This is a genomic window from Neisseria sp. P0016.S008, assembly GCF_051957775.1.
GTDB lineage: Bacteria > Pseudomonadota > Gammaproteobacteria > Burkholderiales > Neisseriaceae > Neisseria > Neisseria flavescens_B.
Map to the genome: position 1 here is coordinate 59,223 of NZ_JBQCWB010000007.1, position 25,657 is coordinate 84,879.

Below are 25,657 nucleotides of genomic sequence, written 5' to 3' on the forward strand. Positions count from 1 at the left end.
GTCGGAGGGAGAGCCATGAGTATTCAATCCGGCGAGATTTTAGAAACCGTCAAAATGGTGGCCGACCAGAATTTTGACGTGCGCACCATTACCATCGGCATTGATTTGCACGACTGCATCAGCAGCGATATCAATGTGTTGAACCAAAATATTTACAATAAAATCACCACGGTCGGCAAAGACTTGGTGGCGACGGCAAAATATCTGTCTGCCAAATACGGCGTACCGATTGTGAATCAGCGTATTTCCGTTACGCCGATTGCCCAAATCGCCGCGGCCACCCATGCCGATTCCTATGTCAGCGTGGCGCAAACTTTGGATAAAGCTGCCAAAGCCATCGGCGTGTCCTTTATCGGCGGCTTTTCCGCGTTAGTGCAAAAAGGCATGTCGCCTTCGGACGAAGTGCTGATCCGTTCCATTCCCGAAGCGATGAAGACTACCGATATCGTGTGCAGCTCCATCAATATCGGCAGCACGCGTGCCGGTATCAATATGGATGCGGTCAAGCTGGCAGGCGAAACCATCAAACGCACGGCCGAAATCACACCCGAAGGTTTTGGCTGCGCCAAAATCGTCGTGTTCTGTAATGCAGTGGAAGACAATCCGTTTATGGCGGGCGCGTTTCACGGTTCGGGCGAAGCGGATGCCATTATCAATGTCGGCGTGTCCGGCCCAGGTGTCGTAAAAGCCGCGTTGGAAAATTCAGATGCAACGACATTGACCGAAGTTGCGGAAGTAGTGAAGAAAACTGCTTTCAAAATTACCCGAGTGGGCGAACTTATCGGCCGCGAAGCCTCAAAAATGCTGAATATCCCGTTTGGTATTCTCGACTTGTCATTGGCGCCAACCCCTGCCGTCGGCGATTCGGTGGCACGCATCCTTGAAGAGATGGGTTTGAGCGTCTGCGGTACGCACGGTACAACAGCGGCTTTGGCATTGCTGAATGATGCCGTGAAAAAAGGCGGCATGATGGCTTCCAGCGCGGTCGGCGGTTTGAGCGGCGCGTTTATCCCTGTTTCGGAAGACGAGGGCATGATTGCCGCTGCCGAAGCCGGTGTATTGACGCTGGATAAACTCGAAGCCATGACTGCCGTCTGCTCCGTTGGTTTGGATATGATTGCAGTTCCCGGCGATACACCTGCACACACCATTTCCGGCATCATCGCCGATGAAGCCGCCATCGGCATGATCAACAGCAAAACCACCGCCGTGCGCATTATTCCGGTAACCGGTAAAACCGTCGGCGACAGCGTCGAGTTTGGCGGCCTGTTGGGCTACGCGCCTGTAATGCCGGTTAAAGAAGGCTCGTGCGAAGTGTTCGTCAACCGAGGCGGTAGAATCCCGGCTCCGGTTCAATCGATGAAAAACTGATTGGATTGATGAATAAAAAAAGGCCGTCTGAAATTGATTTTCAGACGGCCTTTTACCGAATCGTTTTGCTGTAAATATATTGCAGCCCCTTTGTGCCCATAAAGGTTCGCCCCGTATCGGCAAATCCGCAGCTTTGGTACAGGCCGATGGCGGCGCGGTTGGCGTGGTGTACGCCGAACACGATTTCGTCGCAGTCGGGCAATATGCTGCGGATGAGCGGCGCCAATTTATCGTCAGCCAGCGCCGCGCGGGCGCAGCCTTGACCCTGATATGCGGGGTTGACCGACATCGAGCGCAGCAATACGGCGCGGGGGTTGGCGCTGTAAGTAAGGCGGTCGCTGCCTTTATCAAGGATGAAAAATCCGATGGGGCGGTTTTGGCACAAAATGGTTACGGCCAAACAGTCGGGCGCGGCGAACCGGCCGTTTTGCAGCCGCTCTTGGGGCGAAACCGAGTATTGTGCTTGCTCTCCGTGCAGACGGTAGTCCAAATCGGCGGCGTGTGCGGGGTCGTACAGCACAAGGGTAACGGTTTGGGGCATGGCGTGTTTTCCTGTTTGGCGGGCACTTGGCTTGTTTTCAGGCTGCTTTGAGGCCGTCTGAAAGCAAGGTGTCGGATACAAGTATCCGACTTGCGGCTATTGCAATAAAGGCAGTATGTTCGCAGGCTGATTATTTAAACATATTTTTAATAATGCCCATTACACTGCGGGAAATGGCGTTGGTTACTTGGCGGTTGATTTGGCTGCCGATGGCGTCGGCAACGTTGTAGCCCAAACCTTGGCCGGATTTTTTACGTCCGCCGCTCAAGCCGCCGATCAGTCCGCCGAGGATGCCGGGATCGGCATTGGCAGCTTCTTTTTCTGCGGCTTTTTGCGCTTTTTCCTGCTCTTTGGCGGCATTTGCGGCTTCTTTTTCAGCGGCTGCTTGGCTGTCTGCTTCGGCCAATGCTTCAAAAGCGGAGTAGTTGTCCACCATGTCTTTATAGGTTGGATACAAATCATCGTTTTGGAACAAACGGTTGCGCTCTTCTGCAGCAAGCGGGGTCAGGGCCGATTGCGGCGGCAGTATGAGGGCGCGCTCTACCGGCTCTGGCATACCTTTTTCATCAAGGAAGGAAACGAGGGCTTCGCCGACGCCCAGTTCGGCAATCGCTTCGGCAACTTTGATATTCGGATTACTGCGGAAGGTTTCGGCAGCAGCTTTGACTGCTTTTTGGTCGCGCGGTGTGAAGGCGCGCAGGGCATGTTGTACGCGGTTACCCAGTTGGCCGAGAATGGTATCGGGCAAGTCAAGCGGGTTTTGGGTAACGAAATATACGCCCACGCCTTTGGAACGGATCAGGCGCACGACTTGTTCGATTTGTTCGACCAGTGCATTGGCGGCATTGTCGAACATCAAATGTGCTTCGTCGAAGAACATCACGAATTTTGGTTTGTCCAAATCGCCGACTTCGGGCAGGGTTTCAAACAATTCTGCCAGCATCCACAGCAAAAACGCGCTGTACATACGCGGCGAGCGCATCAGTTTTTCGGAATTAAGGATGTTGATGATGCCTTTGCCGTTGTCGGTTTGCATCCAGTCTTGCAAGTTGAGGGAAGGTTCGCCGAAGAATTTTTCTGCGCCTTCGTTTTCCAAAGTCAGCAGTTGGCGTTGAATCGCGCCGATACTGGCGGCAGAAACGTTGCCGTATTGCGTGCGGTATTCCGAAGCGTGGTCGGAAACGTGTTTCAACATGCTGCGCAGATCTTTTAAGTCCAGAATGTGCCAGCCTCTGTCGTCTGCAACTTTGAACACGAGGTTGAGCAGGCCTTCTTGCGTGTCGTTCAGATTCATCAGGCGGGCCAAAAGCATAGGGCCCATTTCTGAAACAGTCACGCGTACCGGAATGCCGGTTTCGCCGTAAACATCCCAAAAGCGCACGGGGAAACTTTGCAGCCATTGCTCGCCCAAGCCAAACTCGGCAATGCGTTCGCCCACTTTGCCGCTGTTGGCACCGGCTTGCGCGATGCCCGACAAATCGCCTTTGACATCGACCAAGAATACAGGGACGCCTTCGCTGCTGAAGGCTTCCGCCATGCGGCGCAGGGTAACGGTTTTACCCGTACCGGTCGCCCCGGCGATTAAGCCGTGGCGGTTTGCCATTTTGCCTTGGATTTCGAGCGTTTTTCCGTCGGCACGCGCAATTTGAAATGTAGTCATGATTATTCCTTAGAATCCGTGATGTGAAACAATTTGTTGTCTTAAGAAACAAGCATTTTAGCGTTTGAAGCAAGGGGATTCAACCAAGCAAAGTTTCAGACGGCCTTAAGTTTTGCAAAGGTTTTTTTGCAGTGATTGGACAAGGTTGAAATCTGCTATAATTCCATCCAATCCGCAACCGTCTGACAAGGCGGTTGTTTTCTTTGTTTGTTGAATATTTTTTACGAAAGCGAAAGTCGGAATGACTGCACAACAAGCCCCTTTGGGCGAAAAAACCATGGCCGTGCTGATGGCGATGTTGGTCGCGCTGATGCCGTTTTCTGTCGATGCCTATCTGCCTGCGATTCCCGAAATGGCGAAGTCACTGGGTTCGGACATTCACCGCATCGAGCAAAGCCTGAGCTTTTTTATGTTTGGCGTGGCGTTTGGTCAGGTAGTTGGTGGGTCGATTTCGGATATTAAAGGCCGCAAACCGGTCGCCTTGGTGGGCTTAAGCATTTACTTTGCCGCCGTTATCGGTTTGACGATGGTGAATAATGTCGAGCAGCTGCTGAACTTGCGTGCCTTGCAGGCGTTTGGCGCGGGGATGACCGTGGTGATTTCCGGCGCGATGGTGCGCGATTATTATTCCGGACGCAAAGCCGCGCAGATGTTTGCCTTAATCGGCATCATTCTGATGATTGTGCCGCTGATGGCACCGATGATTGGTGCTGGCTTGCAGAATTTGGGCGGCTGGCGCATGATTTTCGGTTTTCTGGCCTGCTATTCGCTGCTGCTTTGGGGTTTGATGTGGTATTTCCTGCCCAAGCCGCACCAAAAAGGCAAAATCAGCATGGACGTGTTCGGCGTGGTGGCAGGCAGGTTTAAACGCGTTTTGAGAACGCGCGCTGCAATGGGCTATTTGTTTTTCCAAGCTTTCAGTTTCGGTTCGATGTTCGCCTTTTTGACCGAATCGTCGTTCGTGTACCAACATCTGTATCATGTTTCACCAAACCAATATGCTTGGATATTTGCGCTCAATATCATTACCATGATGTCGTTTAACCGCGTTACCGCATGGCGTTTGAAAACCGGTACGCATCCGCAAAACATCCTCAAATGGGGCATTATCGTCCAATTTACCGCCAATCTGCTGATGACGGTTTTGGTGTTGTCGCTGTCTTTGCCGCCTTTGTGGGCTTTGGTACCATGCGTGATGTTTTCAGTTGGTACGCAAGGCTTGGTCGGAGCGAACACTCAGGCCTGTTTTATGAGCTATTTCAGCGCAGAGGGTGGCAGCGCAAATGCGGTTTTAGGCGTATTCCAATCCCTTATCGGCGCATCGGTCGGCATGGCAACGACTTGGCTGCACAATGGTTCCGCCTTGGTGATGACCGGTATGATGTTGAGCTCGACCGTGTGCGGTATCGTGCTGTTGTGGATTTGCTCGCATCAGGCTTGGGTGGAAAACGATAAAAAAGAATATGTTTAACCTTCAGGCCGTCTGAAAAACGGTTTCAGACGGCCTTAACACTATATTGAAGAAATTAACCATGAGTACCAGCAAACAACGCCCCATCGGCGTATTCGATTCCGGCGTCGGCGGCTTGACCAACGTCCGCGCCCTGATGGAACGCCTGCCGATGGAAAACATCATCTATTTCGGTGATACCGCACGCGTTCCCTACGGCACCAAATCACGCGCCACTATAGAAACCTTCGCCATGCAGATTGTCGATTTCCTGCTGGAAAACGATGTCAAAGCACTCGTCATCGCGTGCAACACCATCGCCGCCGTTGCCGGACAAAAAATCCGTCAAAAAGCAGGCAATATGCCCGTATTGGACGTCATTTCCGCCGGTGCGGAAGCTGCTTTGCAAACCACCAAAAACAACCGAATCGGCATTATCGCAACCAACACTACCGTCAACAGCAATGCCTACGCGCGTGCCATCCATTCAAAAAACAACGACACGCTGGTGCGCACGCAAGCCGCGCCCCTGCTTGTGCCATTGGTGGAAGAGGGCTGGCTCGATCACGAAGTCACCCGCCTGACCGTACGCGAGTACCTGAAGCCACTCTTGGCGGACGACATCGACACGCTGGTGTTGGGTTGTACCCACTTCCCACTGCTCAAACCGCTTATCGGTCGCGAAGCGCAAAACGTCACCTTGGTCGATTCTGCCATCACTACCGCCGAAGCCACCGCCAAAGCCTTGGCGCAAGCAGGTTTGCTGAACACGGAAAACGACAATCCGGATTACCGCTTCTACGTCAGCGACATCCCACTGCGCTTCCGCACCATCGGCGAACGCTTCTTGGGTAGAAGTATGGAGCAGATTGAGATGGTAACGTTGGGTTGATGGGTAATATTAAAGGCCGTCTGAAAGGCAAAAACAAGGTTAAAGTCGGAGAAATTCACAATGAAGAAGATGCCTTGGAATAAATTGCGAAATTGGAAAGAGCCATGCAGCAGGCTGCTAGAGATTTGCAGTTTGAAGAGGCGGCTGTGTTGAGGGATAGGATTAGGGGGATTAAGGAAGGGTTGTTGTTTGGGAGTGAATGAAACAATAAAACGACCAGCCATTTGTGCGACTGGTCATTTTTTATGATTAAAAGCACTGTGTTTAAAATATTTTATTCTTCGACATGGCTTATCGCATTCTTGGATAAGAGATGCTCTAAGGGTAATTCCAAAGCGTCTGCAATCCGCCCCATAACATCAATAGAAACAGCTCTGTTTCCACGTTCAACCTCGCAGATGTATGCACGGCTAACTTGAGCTTCAAAAGCGAGAGCCTCTTGGGAAATTTCTTTCAAGCGACGTATCTTCCGCATATTTTGGGCAAAAATCAGACGGTACGGATGTATTTCATTGTTTATGTCCATTTATTCAGTATGGAAAGATACTGAATTTTAAACAATTCACGATAGGAAGAAATTAGTCAACTATAGTTGATATTTTTAAAAAAATTGTATAAGATAACTACATCATGGTTGAATTATTGCCATGACGGTTTAGTTAAAAATAACAAGTTTTGGAAGGTTATTATGTCTGAAGAAAATGCAAAAGTTGCGGGTAGTGTCTCAGGTGTAGGTACCGCTGCGGGCATAGGGGCTGCCGCTTCAACAATGAGTGCATCAGCCATAACAGGTACATTGGCAACTATCGGTGGCGGAAGTATGGCAGTTGGTATCGGTATTGTTGCCGCTGCTCCATTGGCAGTTGGAGCAATAACTTATGGATTATATTCGCTATTTGATGATTGAAGAAACAATAAAGGTAAAATTACAAATGAGTTTTTTAAAGAAACTACTTGGTTCCGCCACTAAGGGGGTTGTTAATGGCGTAATTAGTTATGGTAAAAACAAAGCTGATGGTAGCCATGACCACCGCTACAATATAGGCAGTGATAGAACACCTGCCCAACAATCAGGTGATAAGAAACGGAGGAAATAATCATGAAATATCGTGTATTCAATCCGAAACTCTTAAACTGGCGTGGTTATCAAGGCTCTTGCGAATACTGCGGTGATATGCATTACGATAGCGAATATTGTGATACTTGCGGTATGCCGCCGTGCAGATGTATGTGCTGATTAACAAGCCGTAACAAGCAAGCGTAGGTTGGGTCAAGACCCAACAAAACTGTTAAATTTCACAGAGTGTTGGATTTTCAACCCAACCTACATTTTGCTCAAGTGGCACATAATAAAAAGGTCGTCTGAAAACCGTGAATCCATTTTCAGACGACCTTTGTTTCATTCCAAACAACAAATATAATAGCTTAAAGGCTGTTTTCTTCCTGTTGGTTCAAGACCCAACGAAATCCATTTTAAAAAGAACCCTCCCATCATGACCTATCCACAAGCAAGCCGTAGCCTGCATCTCCACCAACCGCGTGCGTGGCTGTGCCACACACCTTACCTGCGGCGGCACAAACTTTAAAACCGAGGTGTAGGGTGTGTGCGGTACGCACGCACGCGTTGTCTGTCGTTCTCACCACTGTTTCAAACTTTCAGAAGACCTCAAACGTCGTCTGGAAACTTTTAGAATAAAGGCCGTCTGAAATCCAGTTTTCAGACGGCCTTTTTACTTCCTTAGTATTTTACCTGCCCGACTGTTCCCATACGTTTTGCAGGTAGACGTAGGTCAGCTCGGCGGTGCCGGAGACCAGCGCGATGTCGCTGCCCAAGTCTTCGGCTCTACCCACACCGATGGGTAAGGCGCCGGCGGCTTTGATGGCGGCGACGCCGGCGGCGGCGTCTTCAATGCCGATGCAGTGGCGGATGTCCGCGCCTACGCCCTCGGCAGCGGCGAGGAAGATGTCGGGGGCGGGTTTGGAATGCGCGACGGCGGCAGGGTCGGCAATGGCGTCAAAGAAGTGGGTCAGCCCCATGCGTTCTAGCAGGAACGGACCGTTTTTGCTGGCAGACGCGAGGGCAATTTTTTTGCCGTTTGCCCTCAATGCTTCCAGCAGCGGCAAAATGCCGGGGTACACATCTTCGGGTTTGACTGCCTGAATCATCTCGACGTAGTTGTCGTTTTTGCGGCGGGTCAGTTCGGCGAACTCGGCTTCGCTGACGGTTTTGCCGCCGTGCGCGAGGATGCGTTTGAGAGAATCGTCGCGCGACACGCCTTTGAGCTGCTCGTTAAACTTGCGGTCGATGCTGATGCCCAGTTCTTCGGCGAGCTTTTTCCATGCGCGGTAGTGGTATTCGGCGGTGTCGGTGATGACGCCGTCGAGGTCAAACAGGACTGCGGTAAAAGTCATTTTGCGCCCTCCTTATTTTTCCAACGCAACGGTGTGGCTGCCGTTGAGCGTGATGTCTTTGCCGTACACCTGCAAATCGAGCGGTTCGCCTTTGAGCAGGGTGAAGACGACGTTTTCTTTGCCGACGGCAACTTTAATCAGACGGCCTCGGTAGTTGATGTGGAAGGCGTAGCCTGTCCACGCACTCGGCAGGAACGGGGCGAAGCTGAGTTTGCCGCCCCAAGTTTTCATTTGGGCGAAACCTTGGACGATGGCGAGCCACGAACCGGTCATGGAGGTGATGTGCAGGCCGTCTTCGGTGTCGTTGTTGTAGTTGTCCAAGTCCAGGCGGGCGGTGCGCTGGTACATTTCCACGGCTTTTTCTTCTTTGCCCAGTTCGGCGGCGAGAATAGAGTGGATACACGGCGACAGCGAGCTTTCATGCACGGTCATCGGTTCGTAGAAGTCGAAGTTGCGGCGTTTTTCGTCCATGTTGAAACGGTCGCCGAAGAAGTAGATGCCTTGCAAGACGTCTGCCTGTTTGATGAAGGGTGAACGCAGGATTTTGTCCCACGACCATTTCTGGTTGAGTGGCAAATCGTCGGGCGAAAGCGCGGACACGGGGCGGATGTCTTTGTCGAGGAAGCCGTCGTGCTGCACGAATACGCCGAGTTCTTCGTCATACGGACGGTACATATTGGCGCTGATGTCCGCCCATTTTTCCAACTCGGCGGCACTCACGTTCAAATCTGGACGCGGGTATTTCGCCAAGGCTTCTCTGGTGTAATCCAATACCCATGCGGCAAGGGTGTTGGTGTACCAGTTGTTGTTGATGTTGTTTTCGTATTCGTTCGGGCCGGTTACGCCGTGAATCATGTATTTGCCGTTGCGTTTGGAGAAGTGGACGCGGTCCGCCCAGAAGCGGGACACTTCGACCAATACTTCCAAGCCTTCTTTGGCAAGATAGCTTTCGTCGCCGGTGTAGTTGGTGTAGTTGTAGATGGCGTAAGGAATCGCGCCGTTGCGGTGGATTTCCTCGAAGGTGATTTCCCATTCGTTGTGGCACTCGATGCCCGTAAACGTCACCATCGGATAGAGTGCGCCCGCCAAGCCCTGTTCGCGCGCGTTGTGCTGCGCCTGCGGCAGTTGGTTGCGGCGGTATTGCAGCAGGTTGCGGGTAACTTCGGGTTCAGCCAGTGCGAGGTAAAGCGGCACAGCGTAGGCTTCTGTATCCCAATAGGTCGCGCCGCCGTATTTTTCGCCGGTAAAGCCTTTCGGGCCGATATTCAGGCGCGCGTCTTCGCCGTAGTAGGTGGAGAACAGTTGGAACAGGTTGAAGCGGATGCCCTGCTGCGCTTCGTCGCTGCCTTCAATGACCACATCGGAGATTTCCCAACGGTGCAGCCAGCCTGCTTTGTGTGCGTCCAGCAAGGTTTCAAATGCAACGCCTGCGATTTTTTCCGACAAGGCGCGGCCTGCGGCTTTCACCGCTTCCAAGCCCTGATAATCGCGGCTGGTGGTAACAATCACGCGTTTTTCAAAGGTTTCGGGCGTGCTGCCGACTTCGGCTTCAAAAGAATTGGAGACCTGCCAGTCGGTTTGGCTGCCGCCAAGGGCTTTAAAGCTGCCGGCGAAGGTTTGCTCGGCGTTGACGATAAATTGTTCCACGCCGAAGGGATTGGCGACGGTTTGGGTGGCAATGTAGGAGCGGTCGTCTGAAACGCCTTTGTCCAATACCTGCCAGAATTTTTCTTCGTAGTTGGAGTCTTCGTTTTTCACGTCGGCATCGATGATGGAATCGATGCGGACTTGGTGGGTTTTGCCGTCAACAGATACGGCTTCCCAGCGGATGAGAGCTAGCTCTTTTTGCGCGACCGACAGGAATTTGCACACATCGAAACGCACGCCGAATACGGTGAACGAGCGGCGCAACACGCCGTGCTGCATATCGAGTTCGACGGAGAAGTCGGCAACGTCGTTTTTCGCCAAGTCCACCTCTTGTTCATCAACAAAGATTTTAACTTTGCTGAAATTGAGCGCATTGATGGCTTTGCCGAAATATTTAGGATAGCCGTTTTTCCACCAGCCAACGCGGGTTTTGTCAGGGAACCACACGCCGGCTATGTAGGTGCCCAAGTGGCTGTCGGCGGAGTAGGTTTCTTCAAAGTTGCCACGCATGCCCATATATCCGTTGCCCAAGCTGGTCAGGCTCTCTTGCAGCCGTTTGTGTTCTTTTTCCAGTTTTGCCGAACGCAGCGTCCAAGGGCTGATTTCCATGATTCTTGTATACATTTATGAAGCTCCTGTTATTAAAATCGTAAGTTCGGCAAAGGTTTCAGACGGCCTTTGCCGATGGTATGGATGGATTATTCGCCGTGGGTCTCTTTAATCAGACATACAGAGAAGGCTCCCAGCAGCAAGACCGCGCCTGCAACCAAGAACATGGTTGCCTGATGGCTGCCCAGCATAGGGAAGAGGATAAAGCTCAGCAGGGAGGCAACGATTTGAGGCATACAGATAGAGCCGTTAAACAGACCCAAATAAGTACCCATGTGTTTGCCGGAGAGGGCATTGGTTACAATCGTCAAAGGATAGGTAATAATACCTGCCCACGCAATACCGATTAAGGTATAAGACAGGATCAGCGCGTATTGATTGTGGATGAAGAAGATAGAGAAGAAACCGAGCGCGCCTAAAGCCAAGCAACCGAAATAACCGACTTTATGGTATTGATTCGGTACTTTTGCCAGAATAAACGAGCAGATAACGGCAGCAATGGATTGTACCGCCGCCAAAACGCCGTACCAGTTGCCCGCTTCCTGATAGCCTACGGAAGAGGCATCGGTTGTCTGCCAAACGTTTTCTGCAATCGCGCCTGCCGAGTAAGTCCACATATATTGGAAGGCAAACCAGCAGAAGAATTGCACTAAAGTAACCGTCCAAAACGCTTTAGGCGCAGTTTTCAAAAGTTCGAACCAGTTGGCTTTTTCCTGATTCGCGGCGACATCGATGCCGTGATAGCGGGCGTAGGTTTCCGGATCGTATTCTTTGACTTTGAAGATGGTGAACGCACTGGTAATAATCAGCAACGCTGCGCCCACATAGAATGCTACGACCACGGTCTGCGGCACAACGCCTTTTTCGGCCGTGTTCGCCAAACCGATATACGCAAACACAAACGGCAGAATCGCCGCCACAACCGCGCCCGTATTCGCTAAGAAACTTTGAATCCCGTAGGCGTAGCTTTTCTGCTCCTCGTTGACCATGTCGCCGACCATCATCTTAAACGGCTGCATTGCCATATTGGAGGACACGTCCAACAGCGCAATCATCAGCGCGCCAAACGACAAAGCCGCCAAAGAAGCGTAACCAAAACCGAAGCTGCCCGAGTTCGGCATCAGAATCATGACGATAACCGCAATCAGCGTACCGTAAAGCAGATAGGGCAGACGGCGGCCGCCCAAGCGCGGCATCCAAGTGCGGTCTGAGTAGTAGCCCACAATTGGCTGAACCAACATACCGGCCAATGGGGGCAGAATGAAAAACCAGCCCAAATTGTGCGGGTCGGCGCCTAAAGTTTGAAAAATTCGGCTCATTTGTGAGCTTTGCAGGGTAAAGGCCGTCTGAACGCCGAGATAGCCGAAGCTCAGCATCCAAATCGTACTTTTTGCCAGTGACGGCAAACCTTGTTTTGCTGTTTTTTGCGTATTTTCCGACATGAGGTAAATCCTTTTTTAAAAAGTATTTTTATTGAGAAATCTGAAAGGTTCCTTGGTGTGGTGTTCTCTGTCGTTATTGTTTGTGTGCGTACTTTCAAGGATATAGGTGCATTTTATGAAGAGCGCCGGATATTGGCAATGCCAGTTCAAGGATAAACTGGCTTAAATCAAATTTTCTGCGGTTTGGCATTGATACCGTCGGGCAATGAGGGTATCGGTTCGGCTCGGCGTATATTTTGATGCTTATTTCTATTTTCAGACGGCATTTGAACAAGCAAGTATTTGGGCAATAGGTTAAAATGGGCCGTCTGAAATTTGTTTGACGGAAACGAGAAAACTATGTCCCAACAATACGTCTATTCTATGCTGCGCGTGAGCAAGGTTGTGCCGCCGCAAAAAACCATTATTAAAGACATTTCCCTTTCATTTTTCCCCGGTGCAAAAATTGGTTTGCTCGGTTTGAACGGTGCGGGTAAATCTACTGTACTGCGGATTATGGCGGGCGTGGATAAAGAATTCGAGGGCGAAGCCGTGCCGATGTGCGGCATTAAAATCGGCTACCTGCCGCAAGAGCCTGAGCTTGATCCTGAGAAAACCGTGCGTGAGGAAGTGGAAAGCGGTTTGGGCGAAGTAGCTGCTGCACAAAAACGCTTGGAAGAAGTGTATGCCGAGTATGCCAATCCTGATGCGGATTTTGACGCATTAGCGGAAGAACAAGGTCGCTTGGAAGCGATTATTGCGGCTGGTTCATCTACCGGCGGCGGTGCGGAACACGAATTGGAAATTGCTGCTGACGCGCTGCGCCTGCCTGATTGGGATGCCAAAATCGGCAATTTGTCCGGCGGTGAAAAACGCCGTGTGGCTTTGTGCAAACTCTTATTGAGCAAGCCCGATATGCTACTGCTTGACGAGCCGACCAACCACTTGGACGCAGAATCTGTCGAATGGCTGGAGCAATTCTTGGTACGCTTCCCAGGTACCGTGGTTGCGGTAACGCACGACCGCTACTTCTTGGACAATGCCGCCGAATGGATTTTGGAACTCGACCGCGGACACGGTATTCCGTGGAAAGGCAATTACTCGTCTTGGCTGGAGCAGAAAGAAAAACGCTTGGAAAACGAGGCGAAATCCGAAGCCGCGCGCGTGAAAGCGATGAAGCAGGAATTGGAATGGGTGCGCCAAAATGCCAAAGGCCGCCAAGCCAAGTCCAAAGCGCGTTTGGCGCGTTTTGAAGAAATGAGCAACTACGAATACCAAAAACGCAATGAAACGCAGGAAATCTTTATCCCTGTTGCCGAGCGTTTGGGTAACGAAGTGATTGAATTTGTGAACGTTTCCAAATCGTTTGGCGATAAAGTGCTGATTGACGATTTGAGCTTCAAAGTACCTGCTGGCGCGATTGTCGGCATCATCGGCCCGAATGGCGCGGGTAAATCTACGCTGTTTAAAATGATTGCGGGCAAAGAGCAGCCTGATTCGGGCGAAGTGAAAATCGGGCAAACCGTGAAAATGAGCCTGATTGACCAAAGCCGTGAAGGTTTGCAAAACGACAAAACCGTGTTCGACAACATTGCCGAAGGTCGCGACATTTTGCAGGTTGGCCAGTTTGAAATTCCAGCCCGCCAATATTTGGGACGCTTCAACTTTAAAGGCAGCGACCAAAGCAAAATCGCAGGTCAATTGTCTGGTGGTGAACGCGGTCGTCTGCACTTGGCAAAAACTTTGTTGAGTGGCGGCAATGTGTTGCTGCTAGACGAACCGTCCAACGACCTTGACGTGGAAACCCTGCGCGCGCTGGAAGATGCATTGCTGGAATTTGCCGGCAGCGTGATGGTGATTTCGCACGACCGCTGGTTCCTCGACCGTATCGCTACGCATATCTTGGCTTGTGAAGGCGACTCTAAATGGGTGTTCTTTGACGGCAACTATCAGGAATACGAAGCCGATAAGAAACGCCGTTTGGGCGAAGAGGGCGCGAAACCGAAACGTATCCGTTACAAACCGGTAACACGTTAATTAGGTTTGAACCCAAAGGCCGTCTGAAACTTTTAATGTTTCAGACGGCCTTTTATTTTTGATGTTTATGATTGTTTTCTTAATTGCGGATGGTTTTCCAATGTATCAATGATGATTTCAATCATACGTGGGGCAGTTTGTGCTAAATCGAAGCCTTGACCTGAAGAAAGCCAGCGCCAAATCAAGCCGTCTAATGAAGACTTGATGAATATGACCGCCATGTTGATATCTAAATTATCCGCCAACGCTTTTTGTTGTACTGCATCAGTCAGGACAGCAACGATTTTTTCACGCCATAGTGATTGGTGTTTTTTAGCGATGGCAATAACCGCCTCGTTTTGCTCGGTGTGTTCGCATTTTAAAAACAAAATGCTGTGAAATTTATAGTGAAGCTCGTTGTGTTGCAGGCGCTCGAAGAAACAGGTCAGGGTCAGGCGGAAGCTTGACCAAGCCTGTTCGTTATTATTGTTCGAGTCTTCTTTTATGCAGCTTTCGATGTCGTCGCAAATCCGTTGGAACAAGGCGTCAAACAAATCTTCTTTGTTTTTGAAATGCCAATACAGCGCGCCGCGCGTTACGCCTGCGGCTTGGGCGATTTCGTTGAGCGAGGTGCGGGCAATGCCTTTCTTATAAAACGTATCCAATGCGGCAAGCATGAGATATTCTTTGGTTTTTAAGGCTTCGGTTTTGGTTCTTCTCATGGTTTTTTGTAGGAAATGTAAATTTATGGTTCGGATTATAAAAAATTACTTCTGAACATGCAAGAATGTATGTATAATTCGATTCAATACTTGATAGTGTTTCTCAGCACTATATAAATAATATAATCAGCCAAAAGCAGGCAATTTCTGTTTGTGAAATATGAGATTAAAGTAATCAATTTTTAATTAGTCAAACCCTTATTTATCATAGAGATAGGAAAATTATGGCTCTTTATGCTTCTAAAATGATGCGTGTCGCGGCAATTGCAGCAGCTACTGCGTTGGCGCTTTCCGCTTGCGGCAAAGGCGATGAAAAAGCAGCCGGCCAACAGGCGCAAGGCAGTCAGCAACAGCAAAAACAACCTGCGCCTGAAGTCCGTGTGGTTACTGTGCATCCGGAAACCGTTGCATTGACAACCGAATTGCCGGGCCGTCTGGAATCGTTGCGTACTGCCGAAGTTCGCGCCCAAGTCGGCGGTATTCTGCAAAAACGCCTGTTCCAAGAGGGCAGCTATGTGCAAGCCGGTCAGCCTTTGTACCAAATCGACAGCTCAACTTATGAAGCAAACTTAGAAAGCGCACGCGCCCAGTTGGCGAGTGCGCAAGCTACTTTGGCTAAAGCGAATGCCGACTTAGCCCGCTACAAACCGCTGGTTGCCGCCGATGCCATCAGCCAACAAGAATATGATGCGGCCGTAACGGCCAAGCGTTCGGCAGAGGCAGGCGTCAAATCCGCTCAAGCAGCCATCAAATCTGCCGGTATCAGCCTGAACCGCTCCCGCATTACTGCGCCGATTTCCGGCTTTATCGGTCAATCTAAAGTTTCTGAAGGTACGCTGCTGAATTCCGGCGATACCACTGTTTTGGCCACCATCCAACAAACCAATCCGATGTATGTCAATGTTACCCAGTCTGCGAGTGAGGTCATGAAACTGCGTCAACAGGTTGCCGAAGGCAAATTGTTGGCGGCAAACGGCGCGATTGCAGTGGATATCAAATTTGACGACGGTACGGTTTACCCTGAAAAAGGCCGTCTGCTGTTTGCAGATCCGACTGTCAACGAAACGACCGGTCAAATTACCTTGCGCGCTGCCATTCCTAATGACAGAAATATCTTGATGCCGGGCTTGTATGTACGCGTATTGATGGAGCAAGTGGCTGTTGATAATGCATTTGTAGTGCCGCAACAAGCAGTTACCCGCGGTACAAAAGATACTGTGATGGTGGTGAATGACAAGAGCGAAATGGAAGCGCGTGTCGTGACCGTAGCCCAACAGCAAGGTACTAATTGGGTGATTACAGACGGCCTGAAAGACGGCGACAAAGTGGTTGTCGAAGGTACCAGCATTGCCGCTATGTCAGGTGCTAAAAAGGTAACGCCGAAAGAATGGACGCCGCCTGCAAACGCCGCAGCGGCAACCCCGGCAGTTTCAGACGGCCAGGCTGCATCCGAGGCCAAGCCTGAAGCTAAAGCTGCATCTGAAGCCAAATAAGGAACGCGTGAATGTCTAAGTTTTTTATTGACCGCCCCATCTTTGCATGGGTTATTGCGATTTTTATCATCGCAGCGGGTATTTTCGGCATTCAAAAACTGCCGATTTCCCAATATCCGTCCGTTGCTGCACCGACTATTACTTTGCGCGCTACTTATCCGGGCGCTTCGGCTCAGGTAATGGAAGACAGCGTACTGGCCGTTATCGAACGTAATATGTACGGTGTGGAAGGTTTGGACTATATGACGACTTCTGCCAATTCCAGTGGCAGCGGCAGCGTCAGTCTGACGTTTACACCGGAAACCAATGAAGATTTGGCGCAGGTAGACGTGCAGAACAAATTGTCGGAAGTGTTGTCCACATTGCCGTCTACCGTACAGCAATATGGTGTAACCGTATCTAAAGCGCGTTCCAACTTCTTGCAAGTGGTCATGCTTTCTTCTGAAAAGCAATCCATTGAGGAAATGAACGATTACGCCCAGCGCAATATCATTCCTGAACTGCAGCGTATTGACGGCGTAGGGCAGGTACAATTGTTTGGTGCGCAACGCGCCATGCGTATTTGGGTTGACCCGAAAAAACTGCAAAACTACAACCTGTCTTTTGCAACGGTAACCAATGCGCTTGCGACACAAAATATCCAAATTTCTGCAGGCTCTATCGGTTCTTTGCCGGCGGCTGCAGGTCAGACTATTTCAGCAACTGTGACGGCGCAAGGTCAGCTGAGCACTGCTGAAGAGTTTGGCAACATCATTTTGGTATCCAATACCGATGGTTCTAATGTCTATCTGAAAGACGTTGCCAAAGTCAGCTTGGGTATGCAGGACTATTCTACTTCCACACGTTTGAACGGCGTGAACACCACCGGTATGGCAGTGATGCTGTCCAACAGCGGTAACGCTTTGGCAACGGCGACTGCCGTGAAAGAAAAAATGGCGGTTTTGCAGAAGTATTTCCCGGACGGCATGAGCTGGAAAGTTCCTTACGATACTTCCAAATTTGTGGAAATTTCGATTGAGAAAGTGATCCATACGCTTTTGGAAGCCATCGTATTGGTATTCTTAGTGATGTATCTCTTCCTGCAAAACATCCGCTTTACGCTGATTCCGACCATTGTTGTACCGATTTCCCTGTTGGGCGGTTTTGCCTTTATCTCATACATGGGTATGTCGATTAACGTATTGACCATGTTTGCGATGGTATTGGTAATTGGTATTGTGGTCGATGATGCGATTGTGGTCGTTGAAAACGTTGAGCATATTATGGCGAGCGAAGGTCTGCCGCCTAAGGCTGCAACCAAAAAAGCGATGAGTCAGATTTCCGGCGCGGTGATCGGTATTACTGCCGTGTTGATGTCCGTATTTGTGCCGCTGGCAATGTTTAGCGGTGCAACCGGTAACATTTACAAACAGTTTGCCCTGACCATGGTGGCATCGATCGGCTTCTCCGCATTCCTTGCTTTGACGCTGACTCCGGCATTGTGTGCCACCATGCTCAAGCCGATTCAGAAGGGTCATCACGAAGAGAAAAAAGGTTTCTTCGGTTGGTTTAACAAGAAATTCGACAACTGGACACACGGCTACGAAGGCTGGGTAGCCAAAGTCTTGCGCAAGACTTTGCGCATGATGGTTGTCTATATCGGTTTGACTGTTGTGGGCGTATTCCTGTTTATGCGTCTGCCGACTTCCTTCTTGCCGACTGAAGACCAAGGTAACTTGATGTTGAGCGTACAGCTGCCTGCCGGCGCGACCAAAGAGCGTACCGATGCAACTTTGGCTCAAATCACTCAACTGGCGAAATCTGTACCTGAGATCGAGAACATTGTTACCGTTTCCGGCTTTAGTTTTAGCGGTTCCGGCCAAAACATGGCTTTGGGCTTTGTCATTCTGAAAGACTGGAGCGAACGTACTGCTCCGGGCAGCGATGCGACTTCTATTTCCGGTAAGTTGACCGGCATGATGATGGCTACGCTGAAAGACGGTTTCGGTTTGGCGATTGTGCCTCCTGCCATTATGGAATTGGGTACAGGCTCCGGCTTGACGATTTACCTGCAAGACCGTAACAACAGCGGCCATGCCGCATTATTGGCCAAGCGCAATGAGTTGATTGACAAAATGCGCAAAAGCGGTTTGTTTAACCCAAGTACCGTTCGTGCGAGCGGTTTGGAAGATGCGCCGCAGTTGAAAATCGACATCGACCGCTCTGCCGCAGCAGCACAAGGTATTTCGTTCTCTGACATCCGTACTGCTTTGGCTTCTGCTTTGGGTTCGTCTTATGTAAACGACTTCCCGAATCAAGGCCGTCTGCAACGCGTGATGGTACAAGCTGATGCGAGTGCCCGTATGCAGCCTGCCGATATTCTGAACCTGACTGTACCGAATAAATCCGGCGTTGCCGTACCGCTTTCTACCATTGCTACTGTTTCTTGGGAAAACGGTATGGAACAAAGCGTCCGCTTCAATGGTTATCCGGCAATGGAGCTTTCCGGCTCGCCTGTTAATGGCGTGTCTTCCGGTCAAGCCATGGCTGCGGTACAGCAAATGGTTGATGACATGGGTGGCGGTTACAGCCTGGAATGGGGCGGCCAGTCTCGTGAAGAGGCCAAAGGCAGCTCGCAAACTGTCGTGTTGTATGCATTGGCCGCTGCCGCTGTATTCTTGGTATTGGCTGCTTTGTACGAAAGCTGGTCTATCCCGTTGGCGGTTATCCTTGTGATTCCGTTGGGCTTGATTGGCGCGGCATTGGGCGTGACCGGCCGCAACATGTTTGAAGCACTGCTGGGCAGCATTCCGGCATACGCCAACGATATCTACTTCCAAGTCGGTTTCGTTACGGTGATGGGTTTGAGTGCGAAAAACGCGATTTTGATTATCGAGTTTGCCAAAGACCTGCAAGCGCAAGGCAAGAGCGCGCTTGAAGCTGCGCTTGCCGCCGCACACCTGCGTTTCCGTCCGATTATCATGACTTCGTTTGCCTTCATCTTGGGCGTGGTACCGCTTTATGTTGCCAGCGGTGCCAGCTCCGCCAGCCAACGTGCGATTGGTACGACCGTGGTCTGGGGTATGTTGATCGGTACGATTCTGTCTGTGTTCCTTGTGCCTTTGTTCTATGTGGTTGTGCGCAAATTCTTTAAAGAAACCGCACACGAGCATGAGATGGCCGCCAAACACGCCGCTGAAGCCGGCATGATTGAAGACGGTAAACAAGATTCAGACAAGCACTAAAGCAAAGGCCGTCTGAAAAATTTTCAGACGGCCTCAAAATGCTAAAGGATTCTAAAATGAAGAAGATTACATTCAAACCTGTACTGACCGCCATTGCCGCCGCCGTGGCTTTGTCGGCCTGTACCATGATACCGAAATATGAGCAGCCCCAAGTTGCCGTTGCCGATACGTTTAAATACGACACTGTTGACGACGGTATCCGTGCCGCTGAATTGGGTTGGCAAGATTACTTTGCCGATCCGCGCCTTCACCGCCTGATCGACATCGCATTGGAACGCAATACCGATTTGCGTACAGCCGCACTGAATGCGGAAATCTACCGCAAGCAATATATGATTGCGCGTAATAATTTGTTGCCAACCGTCAATGCCAGCGGTACAGGTTCGCGTCAAGGCAGCTTGAGCGGCGGAAGCGTCAGCAGCCAATACAGCGTGGGTTTGGGCGCGGCCTCTTATGAACTCGACCTTTTCGGCCGAGTCCGCAGCACCAGCGAAGCCGCTTTGCAAGGTTATTTCAATGTAGCCGCCAACCGCGATGCCGCACATCTGACCTTGATTTCTACCGTTGCCAAAGCCTATTTTAACGAACGCTACGCTGAAGAAAGCATGGCATTGGCACAACGTGTGTTGCAAACCCGTGAGGCGACTTACAAGCTCTCGCAATTGCGCCATAAAGCAGGCGTGATTTCCGCCGTTGATTTGCGCCAACAGGAAGCGTTGATTGAATCGGCCAAAGCCGATTACGCATCCGCAGTGAAAAACCGTGAGCAAGCACGCAATTCTTTGGCCATGCTGATTAATCAACCTTTGCCCGAAGACTTGCCTGCCGGTTTGCCTTTGAGCAAACAGTTCAAATTGACCAAACTGCCTGCCGGTTTGAGTTCGGACGTATTGCTCAACCGCCCGGATATCCGCGCAGCCGAACACTCGCTCAAACAAGCCAATGCCAATATCGGTGCGGCACGTGCGGCCTTCTTCCCTCGCATCAGCCTGACCGGTTCGGTCGGTACGGCTTCCGGCGAGTTGAGCGGCCTGTTTAAGAGCGGTACAGGTGTTTGGGCTTTTGCACCGTCCATCACGCTGCCTATCTTTGACTGGGGTACCAACAAAGCCAATCTTGACGTAGCCAAACTGCGCCAACAGGTACAAATTGTTGCTTATGAAGCCGCTGTTCAATCCGCATTTAAAGACGTTTCCAATGCTTTGGTTGCGCGCGAACAGCTGGATAAAAGCTATGAAGCGTTGAGCAAGCAAAGCCGTGCCTACAACGACAGCCTGCGCCTCATCAGCCTGCGTTACAAACATGGCGTATCCAGCGCATTGGATTTATTAGATGCCGAACGCAGCAGTTACGGCGCAGAAACTGCTCTTTTGGCTAATCAGCTGACCCGTCTGGAAAACCTTGCCGACTTGTATAAAGCGCTTGGTGGCGGTTTGAAACGCGAAACCAAAGCTGCCGAATAAGTTTTGTCAGCTAAAATCAAAAGGCCGTCTGAAACGTTTGGGTTTCAGACGGCCTTTTTGTTAAACAGAGATTTTAAACTTTTAATTTCTCGCTTAAAGAACCGACATAGGCTGAGCGTTCGTTACGGCTGGCTTCGGGCTGGTGTGTGTTGAGCGAAGACCATTTGCGGTTGCTGCGTGCTTTGTTGAGTTCGCTTGGCAGTTTGGCCGCATTCCATGGCGCTTTGCGTTCGTTTAACTCGATATGCGATTGAGCCGCATGGCCGCGCGTTTGCAAGACGTGCAACAAATCCAGTGCGCGTGCGGCGAGCAGGGTAAGGGTTTCCGGATCGGTATGCAGGGTTTGTCGGCCGTTGATTTTGTCGGTGATGTCTTGGGCATTGGGCAAAATGCCGCCCAATAGTCCGCCGATGGCCGTACCCAAACCAAGCGAACCGCCAAGCGTGGCAATGTCCAAGCCTAAGCCGATGAGTGCGCCTGCGGTTGCGCCGGTACCGGTACGGATGCCGTAATGTTTGAGCAATTCGCTGTCAAACGGATCTTGTTTGAAGGCTTTGGGCATCCATGTGCTGTCGCTGCCGACTTCGTCGTGATAGAAGCGGTAAAGTGTGAACAGGCGTTGTTGCATTTGCCGCTCAAGTTGTCGGATTTCCGATTGCATGACTTCCAAAGTCGGGGCAGGGTCGTCGTTTTCGGCAATTTCTTGGGTAAATGCAGCGGCATCCAGCAGAAAATCGGCAATTTCACGGCGCGCTTCCGTATCCAGCCGTTGCCACTCGCGACGGCGCATATTGATGAGGCGGTCGAGGGTGTCGCGCTTAGGTAACATGGTGGCAAGGTTGTCCCACAATCGGATTTCGCCTTCAAAGTCGAAGGCAACGGTATCGAAACCGGCGTAAACATGCAGGTTTCTGCGGGCGAGCATATTGGTCCAAGCGGTCAGGTCTTGATTTTGGGTAAAGTTGAACACGGGCATGATGGGCTTGGCGCACCAAGACAAAATGGTCAGCTCGTCTTTGTATTTGTCGAGGACAGGTTCCCGCGCATCGATAACGTACATGGCCATATCGCTTTGCATGACTTGGCGCAGCACTTTGGCCTCTTGGTTGAATTCGTGATGCGCTTCATGATTGCTGAGGAATTGCTGGATGCGCTCAATGCCGTCATCGCGTGCGGATGTGTGGGTTTCCAGCCAGTCCAACACGCCGCCGGCATCTTCGAGGCCGGGTGTGTCGTAGAGGTAAACCAAGCTGTCATCGCCATCGTTGATGAGGGCTTCTTCGACATGGCGCGTGGTCGAGGGCGCGTTTTTCACTTCGCCGAAGGTGCTGTCGCGCAAAAGCGTACGTAAGAGCGAGGTTTTGCCTGTGTTGGTATGGCCGACGACGGCAAGGGAAAGTGGGGTGGTCATGGTTGTGGGTTGGGACGGATATGGGCTATGAATGTGTGAGTATGGGGCTGTTTGCCTGTAGTGGCAATATGTGTTTCAGACGGCCCTGAATTTCCTTTATATATGGGCGAAAATAGCCAGAAAAAGAGGGGAATAGCGGATTTGTTGTTTTTTGGCAAAATGCTTGAAAATAGGTAGGAAAACAGTTGACAGTCGGGTAGAAGGCTAGGATAATTCGCGCCGTTGAGTTGCTTGATGCAGCTTGATTTTTCTCCTCTATTTCTCCTTTGTAGACTTGGCGCATATCGAAACGGTATGCGCATTTTTTTATCTGAATTGAAACATGATTACATTTAAGTTCTGTAAATTGGATAATTAAGAAACTTTACAAGAAAAATACTTGCATGGTTGAATCTCTTGTTGCATAATTCGTTTCGTTAGCTGGTTCGAGTAGTCAGTTAATAGTTTCTCCTCTATTTCTCCTTTGTAGACTTGGCACACATTCTATCGGATGTGTGCATTTTTTTTTGCCTGTTTAAAACAAAGGCCGTCTGAATGTTGTAATCTTTCAGACGGCCTTTGTTGGTTAAATGGAATTAGATGTCTAATACTACTTCTTCTTTGACTTCTTCCATGACAACATAGCTGCGGCTTTCGGCTGCAGCCGGCAGTTGCAGCAGGATATTGCCGAGCATATCGCGATAGGCGGACATATTGGGCAGGCGGACTTTGATGAGGTAGTCGTATTCGCCGGAGACCAAGTGGCATTCCAAAATTTGCGGAATCTTCAGCACTTCGCGTTTGAAGTCTTCAAAAATATTGCCGGATTTTGAACGCAGTTTCAGTTCGACAAAGACCAAGAGGCTTTGACCTAAGGCATGTGGATTCAGATGGGCGTGATAGCCGGTGATGAGGTTGTCGCGTTCCAAGCGTCGGACACGTTCGGTTACCGGCGTAGTGGAGAGGCCGACTTTTTCAGCCAATTCGGTCATGGGGATGCGTGCGTTTTGTTGCAGGAGCTTGAGAATTTTTAAGTCGGTTTTGTCGAGTTCTTTCATGGCTTTGATGCTTGTCGTTTTCAATTTGGATGACATCATAACCTTAAAACAGGCTCAGAAGAAGCATAAATCCTTAAAGGTAAGGCGGAAGGAAGATATTAATCTTGTGTATTTCATGGAATCCTGTATGGTTTTTGACCTATAATATTCGCTTCAAAGTAATAGGGCAGGCCGTCTGAAACGGATGCCGATAAGAGGAATACATTATGCGTCCGCTCAATGCGCAAATCCGTTTGGATAATTTACGTCAAAATTATCGTCTTCTCAAAGAGTTGCACGGCAATAAATTGTTGGCTGTGATTAAGGCCGATGCTTACGGGCATGGCGCGGTCAGATGTGCACATGCGTTGGCGGATATTGCCGACGGTTTTGCGGTGGCAACGGTAGATGAAGGCGTGGAATTGCGTCAAAACGGCATTAAAAATCCGATTGTTTTATTGGAAGGCGTGTTTGAGGCTGCAGAGTATGCGGATGTTGACCGTTATGATTTGTGGCCGGCAATCGGCAGCCAATGGCAGTTGGAGGCGTTTGTGCATCATGAGTGGCGACGTCCGACAACTGTATGGCTGAAAATGGACTCGGGTATGCACCGTGCCGGTTTCTTTCCGCATAACTATGCCGCCGCCTATACTGCATTGAAACAATCCGAATCGGTTGAAAACATTGTGAAATTCAGCCATTTTGCCTGCGCGGACGAACCGGAAAACGGCATGACCGAAATGCAGCTTGAAGCGTTTGATTTGGCGTGTGAGGGTTTGGAAGGCGAAGAGAGCTTGGCCAATTCCGCCGCGATTTTGAACGTGCCTGAAGCGCGGCGCGATTGGGGACGTGCCGGTCTGGCCTTGTATGGTATTTCGCCTTTCGGCGGCGTGGATGAGCGTTTGAAACCTGTTATGCGCCTGACTTCCCGTGTTTTCGGCGAGCGCGTGTTGCAACCACATTCTCCGATTGGCTACGGCGCAACGTTCTACACCAGCAAATCTACCCGTGTCGGTTTGATTGCCTGTGGCTATGCCGACGGCTATCCGCGTCGTGCTTCTACTAATTCCCCTGTGGCAGTGGATGGCAAACGCAGCCGTATTATCGGCAGGGTATCTATGGATATGATTACGGTTGAGCTGGAAGCCTCGAAAGAAGGCTTGGGCGCGGAAGTCGAGCTTTGGGGCGATGTGATTAATATCAATGAAGTTTCCGAAGTTGCCGGTATGATTCCGTACGAAATCCTCTGCAATATTAAACGTGCGAAGTTTACTTATATCGAGTAAGCAGTAAAAGATCGGGCCGTCTGAAATGTGTTTTCAGACGGCCTTTTTGTTATCTGCAATTAAAACGATTCGTCAGCGCGTAAATAACGCCACTTGCCCGGCGGCAGTCGGCCGAGTTTTACTTTGCCCATGCGGATGCGTTTCAAACCGACGACGCGCAGGCCGACCAGTTCGCACATGCGGCGGATTTGGCGTTTTTTGCCTTGTTGCAAAATAAAGCGCAACTGGTCTTCGTTTTGCCATTCGACTTTGGCGGGGCGCAATTTTTCTCCGTCCAAACTCAAGCCATGGTTGAGCAGGGCGAGGCCTTTGTCGTCCAGTTTGCCACGGACGCGGACAAGGTATTCTTTTTCGCTGCTGCTGTTTTCGCCAATCAGCTGTTTGGCAATGCGGCCATCCTGAGTGAGTACCAATAATCCGACGGAGTCGATATCCAGGCGGCCGGCAGGGGCTAAGCCGAATTTGTGCTTTTCGCTGAAAGGGATACGGCTGTCGTCGCCTTCCCAATGGTTGTCGGCGGTAATGAGTTCGGCAGCGGACTTATAGCCTTTTTCTGCCTGCGCGCTGACGTAGCCGACGGGTTTGTTCAGAAGGATGGTTACGCGCGCTGCTTGTTTTTCATGGGCTTGTTTGTTGAGGTCGATACGGTCGCGCTCGGTGACTTTTTGACCGAGTACGGCGGTTTGGCCGTTGACTTTGACCCAGCCTTGCTCAATGTAGCTGTCTGCCTCGCGGCGCGAGCATAAGCCCAATTGTGCCATGCGTTTGGAGAGGCGCATGGTTTCGGAATCGTTGTTTTGCATGGTATGGCAATATAGAGAAATGGGAATGTCGGATTATAGCATTGACCGTTTGTTAGGCCGTCTGAAAACTGAAGATTTGGGTTTTCAGACGGCCTTTCATTTGCGATATGCTAAGAAATTTTTAGTTTTAAAGTAAAAACTAAAGGGTGTATTGTCTGTTTGTGTTAACCTTACGGACGAACTAATCATTTTGTTTTCAGTCGAATTTGGGTTGAAATGA

At 50.5% G+C, this 25,657-nt stretch carries 22 protein-coding genes and 1 pseudogene; 12 read left to right on the forward strand and 11 right to left on the reverse strand.

The annotated features are described in order from the left end of the window. Positions 1–15 precede the first annotated feature (15 nt). Positions 16–1,371, forward strand: coding sequence for a PFL family protein (locus ACTHS8_RS09285; protein WP_440373542.1), 1,356 nt, complete (start codon positions 16–18; stop codon positions 1,369–1,371). A 52-nt stretch (positions 1,372–1,423) separates the two neighbouring features. Here ACTHS8_RS09285 and ACTHS8_RS09290 read toward each other — a convergent pair whose 3' ends face one another. Continuing rightward, a complete protein-coding gene (locus tag ACTHS8_RS09290) occupies positions 1,424–1,912 on the reverse strand; it encodes a GNAT family N-acetyltransferase (protein ID WP_036472879.1) in 489 nt (162 codons plus the stop codon). A gap of 130 nt (positions 1,913–2,042) precedes the next feature. Further along, positions 2,043–3,572, reverse strand: coding sequence for a helicase HerA-like domain-containing protein (locus ACTHS8_RS09295; protein ID WP_440373543.1), 1,530 nt, complete (start codon positions 3,570–3,572; stop codon positions 2,043–2,045). 241 nt (positions 3,573–3,813) lie between these two features. On the opposite strand from ACTHS8_RS09295, the gene ACTHS8_RS09300 reads away from it, so the two are divergent. The 3 genes and pseudogenes from ACTHS8_RS09300 to ACTHS8_RS09310 all read left to right on the forward strand — a co-directional run. Further along, positions 3,814–5,043 (forward strand): multidrug effflux MFS transporter, encoded by a 1,230-nt coding sequence (locus ACTHS8_RS09300; RefSeq protein ID WP_188208627.1) that lies wholly within the window; start codon positions 3,814–3,816, stop codon positions 5,041–5,043. A gap of 61 nt (positions 5,044–5,104) precedes the next feature. Then, the gene (gene murI, locus ACTHS8_RS09305) at positions 5,105–5,914 is read left to right on the forward strand and encodes a glutamate racemase (RefSeq protein WP_049331752.1); all 810 of its coding nucleotides are present in this window, start codon (positions 5,105–5,107) and stop codon (positions 5,912–5,914) included. 11 nt (positions 5,915–5,925) lie between these two features. Next, positions 5,926–6,117 (forward strand): annotated as a pseudogene (locus ACTHS8_RS09310) (UvrB/UvrC motif-containing protein); the annotation flags it as partial. A 71-nt stretch (positions 6,118–6,188) separates the two neighbouring features. Here ACTHS8_RS09310 and ACTHS8_RS09315 read toward each other — a convergent pair. Continuing rightward, complete coding sequence (locus tag ACTHS8_RS09315; RefSeq protein WP_063068896.1) at positions 6,189–6,440, reverse strand: helix-turn-helix domain-containing protein; 252 nt, start codon at positions 6,438–6,440, stop codon at positions 6,189–6,191. 66 nt (positions 6,441–6,506) lie between these two features. Between ACTHS8_RS09315 and ACTHS8_RS09320 the strand changes: the two genes are divergently transcribed. From ACTHS8_RS09320 to ACTHS8_RS09330, 3 genes are read left to right on the forward strand one after another with little or no spacing between them, the layout of a single operon-like run. Then, the gene (locus ACTHS8_RS09320) at positions 6,507–6,821 is read left to right on the forward strand and encodes a hypothetical protein (RefSeq protein WP_198341516.1); all 315 of its coding nucleotides are present in this window, start codon (positions 6,507–6,509) and stop codon (positions 6,819–6,821) included. Beyond that, on the forward strand, positions 6,793–7,011 hold the full coding sequence (locus ACTHS8_RS09325) for a hypothetical protein (RefSeq protein WP_157686116.1): 219 nt from the start codon (positions 6,793–6,795) through the stop codon (positions 7,009–7,011). The genes ACTHS8_RS09320 and ACTHS8_RS09325 overlap by 29 nt, the downstream gene beginning before the upstream one ends. 2 nt (positions 7,012–7,013) lie before the next feature. Continuing rightward, entirely contained in the window at positions 7,014–7,151 is a 138-nt protein-coding gene (locus ACTHS8_RS09330) for a hypothetical protein (protein WP_157686115.1), read from the forward strand. Between the two features lie 254 nt (positions 7,152–7,405). Here ACTHS8_RS09330 and ACTHS8_RS09335 read toward each other — a convergent pair whose 3' ends face one another. The 4 genes from ACTHS8_RS09335 to ACTHS8_RS09350 all read right to left on the reverse strand — a co-directional run bounded on the left by ACTHS8_RS09335 (position 7,406) and on the right by ACTHS8_RS09350 (position 12,024). Further along, on the reverse strand, positions 7,406–7,555 hold the full coding sequence (locus ACTHS8_RS09335) for a hypothetical protein (protein ID WP_157686114.1): 150 nt from the start codon (positions 7,553–7,555) through the stop codon (positions 7,406–7,408). A 105-nt stretch (positions 7,556–7,660) separates the two neighbouring features. Further along, entirely contained in the window at positions 7,661–8,326 is a 666-nt protein-coding gene (gene pgmB / locus ACTHS8_RS09340) for a beta-phosphoglucomutase (protein ID WP_440373544.1), read from the reverse strand. A gap of 12 nt (positions 8,327–8,338) precedes the next feature. Next, the gene (locus ACTHS8_RS09345) at positions 8,339–10,597 is read right to left on the reverse strand and encodes a glycoside hydrolase family 65 protein (RefSeq protein ID WP_440373545.1); all 2,259 of its coding nucleotides are present in this window, start codon (positions 10,595–10,597) and stop codon (positions 8,339–8,341) included. A 74-nt stretch (positions 10,598–10,671) separates the two neighbouring features. Beyond that, entirely contained in the window at positions 10,672–12,024 is a 1,353-nt protein-coding gene (locus ACTHS8_RS09350; RefSeq protein WP_107810734.1) for an SLC45 family MFS transporter, read from the reverse strand. Positions 12,025–12,363: 339 nt separating this feature from the next. Between ACTHS8_RS09350 and ettA the strand changes: the two genes are divergently transcribed. Next, entirely contained in the window at positions 12,364–14,040 is a 1,677-nt protein-coding gene (gene ettA / locus ACTHS8_RS09355; protein WP_440373546.1) for an energy-dependent translational throttle protein EttA, read from the forward strand. Positions 14,041–14,105: 65 nt separating this feature from the next. Here ettA and mtrR read toward each other — a convergent pair whose 3' ends face one another. Next, entirely contained in the window at positions 14,106–14,741 is a 636-nt protein-coding gene (gene mtrR / locus ACTHS8_RS09360; protein ID WP_440373547.1) for a multidrug efflux system transcriptional repressor MtrR, read from the reverse strand. Positions 14,742–14,965: 224 nt separating this feature from the next. On the opposite strand from mtrR, the gene ACTHS8_RS09365 reads away from it, so the two are divergent. From ACTHS8_RS09365 to ACTHS8_RS09375, 3 genes are read left to right on the forward strand one after another with little or no spacing between them, the layout of a single operon-like run. Further along, the gene (locus ACTHS8_RS09365; RefSeq protein ID WP_296185541.1) at positions 14,966–16,234 is read left to right on the forward strand and encodes an efflux RND transporter periplasmic adaptor subunit; all 1,269 of its coding nucleotides are present in this window, start codon (positions 14,966–14,968) and stop codon (positions 16,232–16,234) included. An 11-nt stretch (positions 16,235–16,245) separates the two neighbouring features. After that, entirely contained in the window at positions 16,246–19,458 is a 3,213-nt protein-coding gene (locus tag ACTHS8_RS09370) for an efflux RND transporter permease subunit (RefSeq protein ID WP_440373548.1), read from the forward strand. Between the two features lie 56 nt (positions 19,459–19,514). After that, positions 19,515–20,921 carry an efflux transporter outer membrane subunit gene (locus ACTHS8_RS09375; RefSeq protein WP_440373549.1) on the forward strand — a complete coding sequence of 469 codons (1,407 nt, stop codon included), beginning with the start codon at positions 19,515–19,517 and terminating at the stop codon, positions 20,919–20,921. Between the two features lie 73 nt (positions 20,922–20,994). On the opposite strand, the gene ACTHS8_RS09380 is transcribed toward ACTHS8_RS09375, so the two are convergent. Together ACTHS8_RS09380 and ACTHS8_RS09385 are read right to left on the reverse strand one after the other, a co-directional pair. Beyond that, positions 20,995–22,332, reverse strand: a complete 1,338-nt coding sequence (locus tag ACTHS8_RS09380; protein ID WP_440373550.1) for a GTPase/DUF3482 domain-containing protein — start codon at positions 22,330–22,332, stop codon at positions 20,995–20,997. 575 nt (positions 22,333–22,907) lie between these two features. Next, positions 22,908–23,369: a winged helix-turn-helix transcriptional regulator gene (locus ACTHS8_RS09385; protein WP_003747450.1), complete on the reverse strand. Its 462-nt coding sequence runs from the start codon at positions 23,367–23,369 to the stop codon at positions 22,908–22,910. Between the two features lie 206 nt (positions 23,370–23,575). Here ACTHS8_RS09385 and alr point away from each other — a divergent pair, with 206 nt between their 5' ends. Further along, positions 23,576–24,634: an alanine racemase gene (gene alr / locus ACTHS8_RS09390; RefSeq protein ID WP_440373551.1), complete on the forward strand. Its 1,059-nt coding sequence runs from the start codon at positions 23,576–23,578 to the stop codon at positions 24,632–24,634. A gap of 59 nt (positions 24,635–24,693) precedes the next feature. Here alr and ACTHS8_RS09395 read toward each other — a convergent pair whose 3' ends face one another. Further along, complete coding sequence (locus ACTHS8_RS09395; RefSeq protein WP_371509346.1) at positions 24,694–25,437, reverse strand: pseudouridine synthase; 744 nt, start codon at positions 25,435–25,437, stop codon at positions 24,694–24,696. Positions 25,438–25,657 lie beyond the last annotated feature (220 nt).

What these genes read in the sequence shown, in the direction of transcription:
- ACTHS8_RS09285 (WP_440373542.1), top strand. Translation starts at nt 16, where the DNA reads ATGAGTATTCAATCCGGCGAGATTTTAGAAACCGTCAAAATGGTGGCC.
- ACTHS8_RS09290 (WP_036472879.1), bottom strand. Translation starts at nt 1,912, where the DNA reads ATGCCCCAAACCGTTACCCTTGTGCTGTACGACCCCGCACACGCCGCC.
- ACTHS8_RS09295 (WP_440373543.1), bottom strand. Translation starts at nt 3,572, where the DNA reads ATGACTACATTTCAAATTGCGCGTGCCGACGGAAAAACGCTCGAAATC.
- ACTHS8_RS09300 (WP_188208627.1), top strand. Translation starts at nt 3,814, where the DNA reads ATGACTGCACAACAAGCCCCTTTGGGCGAAAAAACCATGGCCGTGCTG.
- murI (WP_049331752.1), top strand. Translation starts at nt 5,105, where the DNA reads ATGAGTACCAGCAAACAACGCCCCATCGGCGTATTCGATTCCGGCGTC.
- ACTHS8_RS09315 (WP_063068896.1), bottom strand. Translation starts at nt 6,440, where the DNA reads ATGGACATAAACAATGAAATACATCCGTACCGTCTGATTTTTGCCCAA.
- ACTHS8_RS09325 (WP_157686116.1), top strand. Translation starts at nt 6,793, where the DNA reads ATGGATTATATTCGCTATTTGATGATTGAAGAAACAATAAAGGTAAAA.
- ACTHS8_RS09330 (WP_157686115.1), top strand. Translation starts at nt 7,014, where the DNA reads ATGAAATATCGTGTATTCAATCCGAAACTCTTAAACTGGCGTGGTTAT.
- pgmB (WP_440373544.1), bottom strand. Translation starts at nt 8,326, where the DNA reads ATGACTTTTACCGCAGTCCTGTTTGACCTCGACGGCGTCATCACCGAC.
- ACTHS8_RS09345 (WP_440373545.1), bottom strand. Translation starts at nt 10,597, where the DNA reads ATGTATACAAGAATCATGGAAATCAGCCCTTGGACGCTGCGTTCGGCA.
- ACTHS8_RS09350 (WP_107810734.1), bottom strand. Translation starts at nt 12,024, where the DNA reads ATGTCGGAAAATACGCAAAAAACAGCAAAACAAGGTTTGCCGTCACTG.
- ettA (WP_440373546.1), top strand. Translation starts at nt 12,364, where the DNA reads ATGTCCCAACAATACGTCTATTCTATGCTGCGCGTGAGCAAGGTTGTG.
- mtrR (WP_440373547.1), bottom strand. Translation starts at nt 14,741, where the DNA reads ATGAGAAGAACCAAAACCGAAGCCTTAAAAACCAAAGAATATCTCATG.
- ACTHS8_RS09365 (WP_296185541.1), top strand. Translation starts at nt 14,966, where the DNA reads ATGGCTCTTTATGCTTCTAAAATGATGCGTGTCGCGGCAATTGCAGCA.
- ACTHS8_RS09370 (WP_440373548.1), top strand. Translation starts at nt 16,246, where the DNA reads ATGTCTAAGTTTTTTATTGACCGCCCCATCTTTGCATGGGTTATTGCG.
- ACTHS8_RS09375 (WP_440373549.1), top strand. Translation starts at nt 19,515, where the DNA reads ATGAAGAAGATTACATTCAAACCTGTACTGACCGCCATTGCCGCCGCC.
- ACTHS8_RS09380 (WP_440373550.1), bottom strand. Translation starts at nt 22,332, where the DNA reads ATGACCACCCCACTTTCCCTTGCCGTCGTCGGCCATACCAACACAGGC.
- ACTHS8_RS09385 (WP_003747450.1), bottom strand. Translation starts at nt 23,369, where the DNA reads ATGAAAGAACTCGACAAAACCGACTTAAAAATTCTCAAGCTCCTGCAA.
- alr (WP_440373551.1), top strand. Translation starts at nt 23,576, where the DNA reads ATGCGTCCGCTCAATGCGCAAATCCGTTTGGATAATTTACGTCAAAAT.
- ACTHS8_RS09395 (WP_371509346.1), bottom strand. Translation starts at nt 25,437, where the DNA reads ATGCAAAACAACGATTCCGAAACCATGCGCCTCTCCAAACGCATGGCA.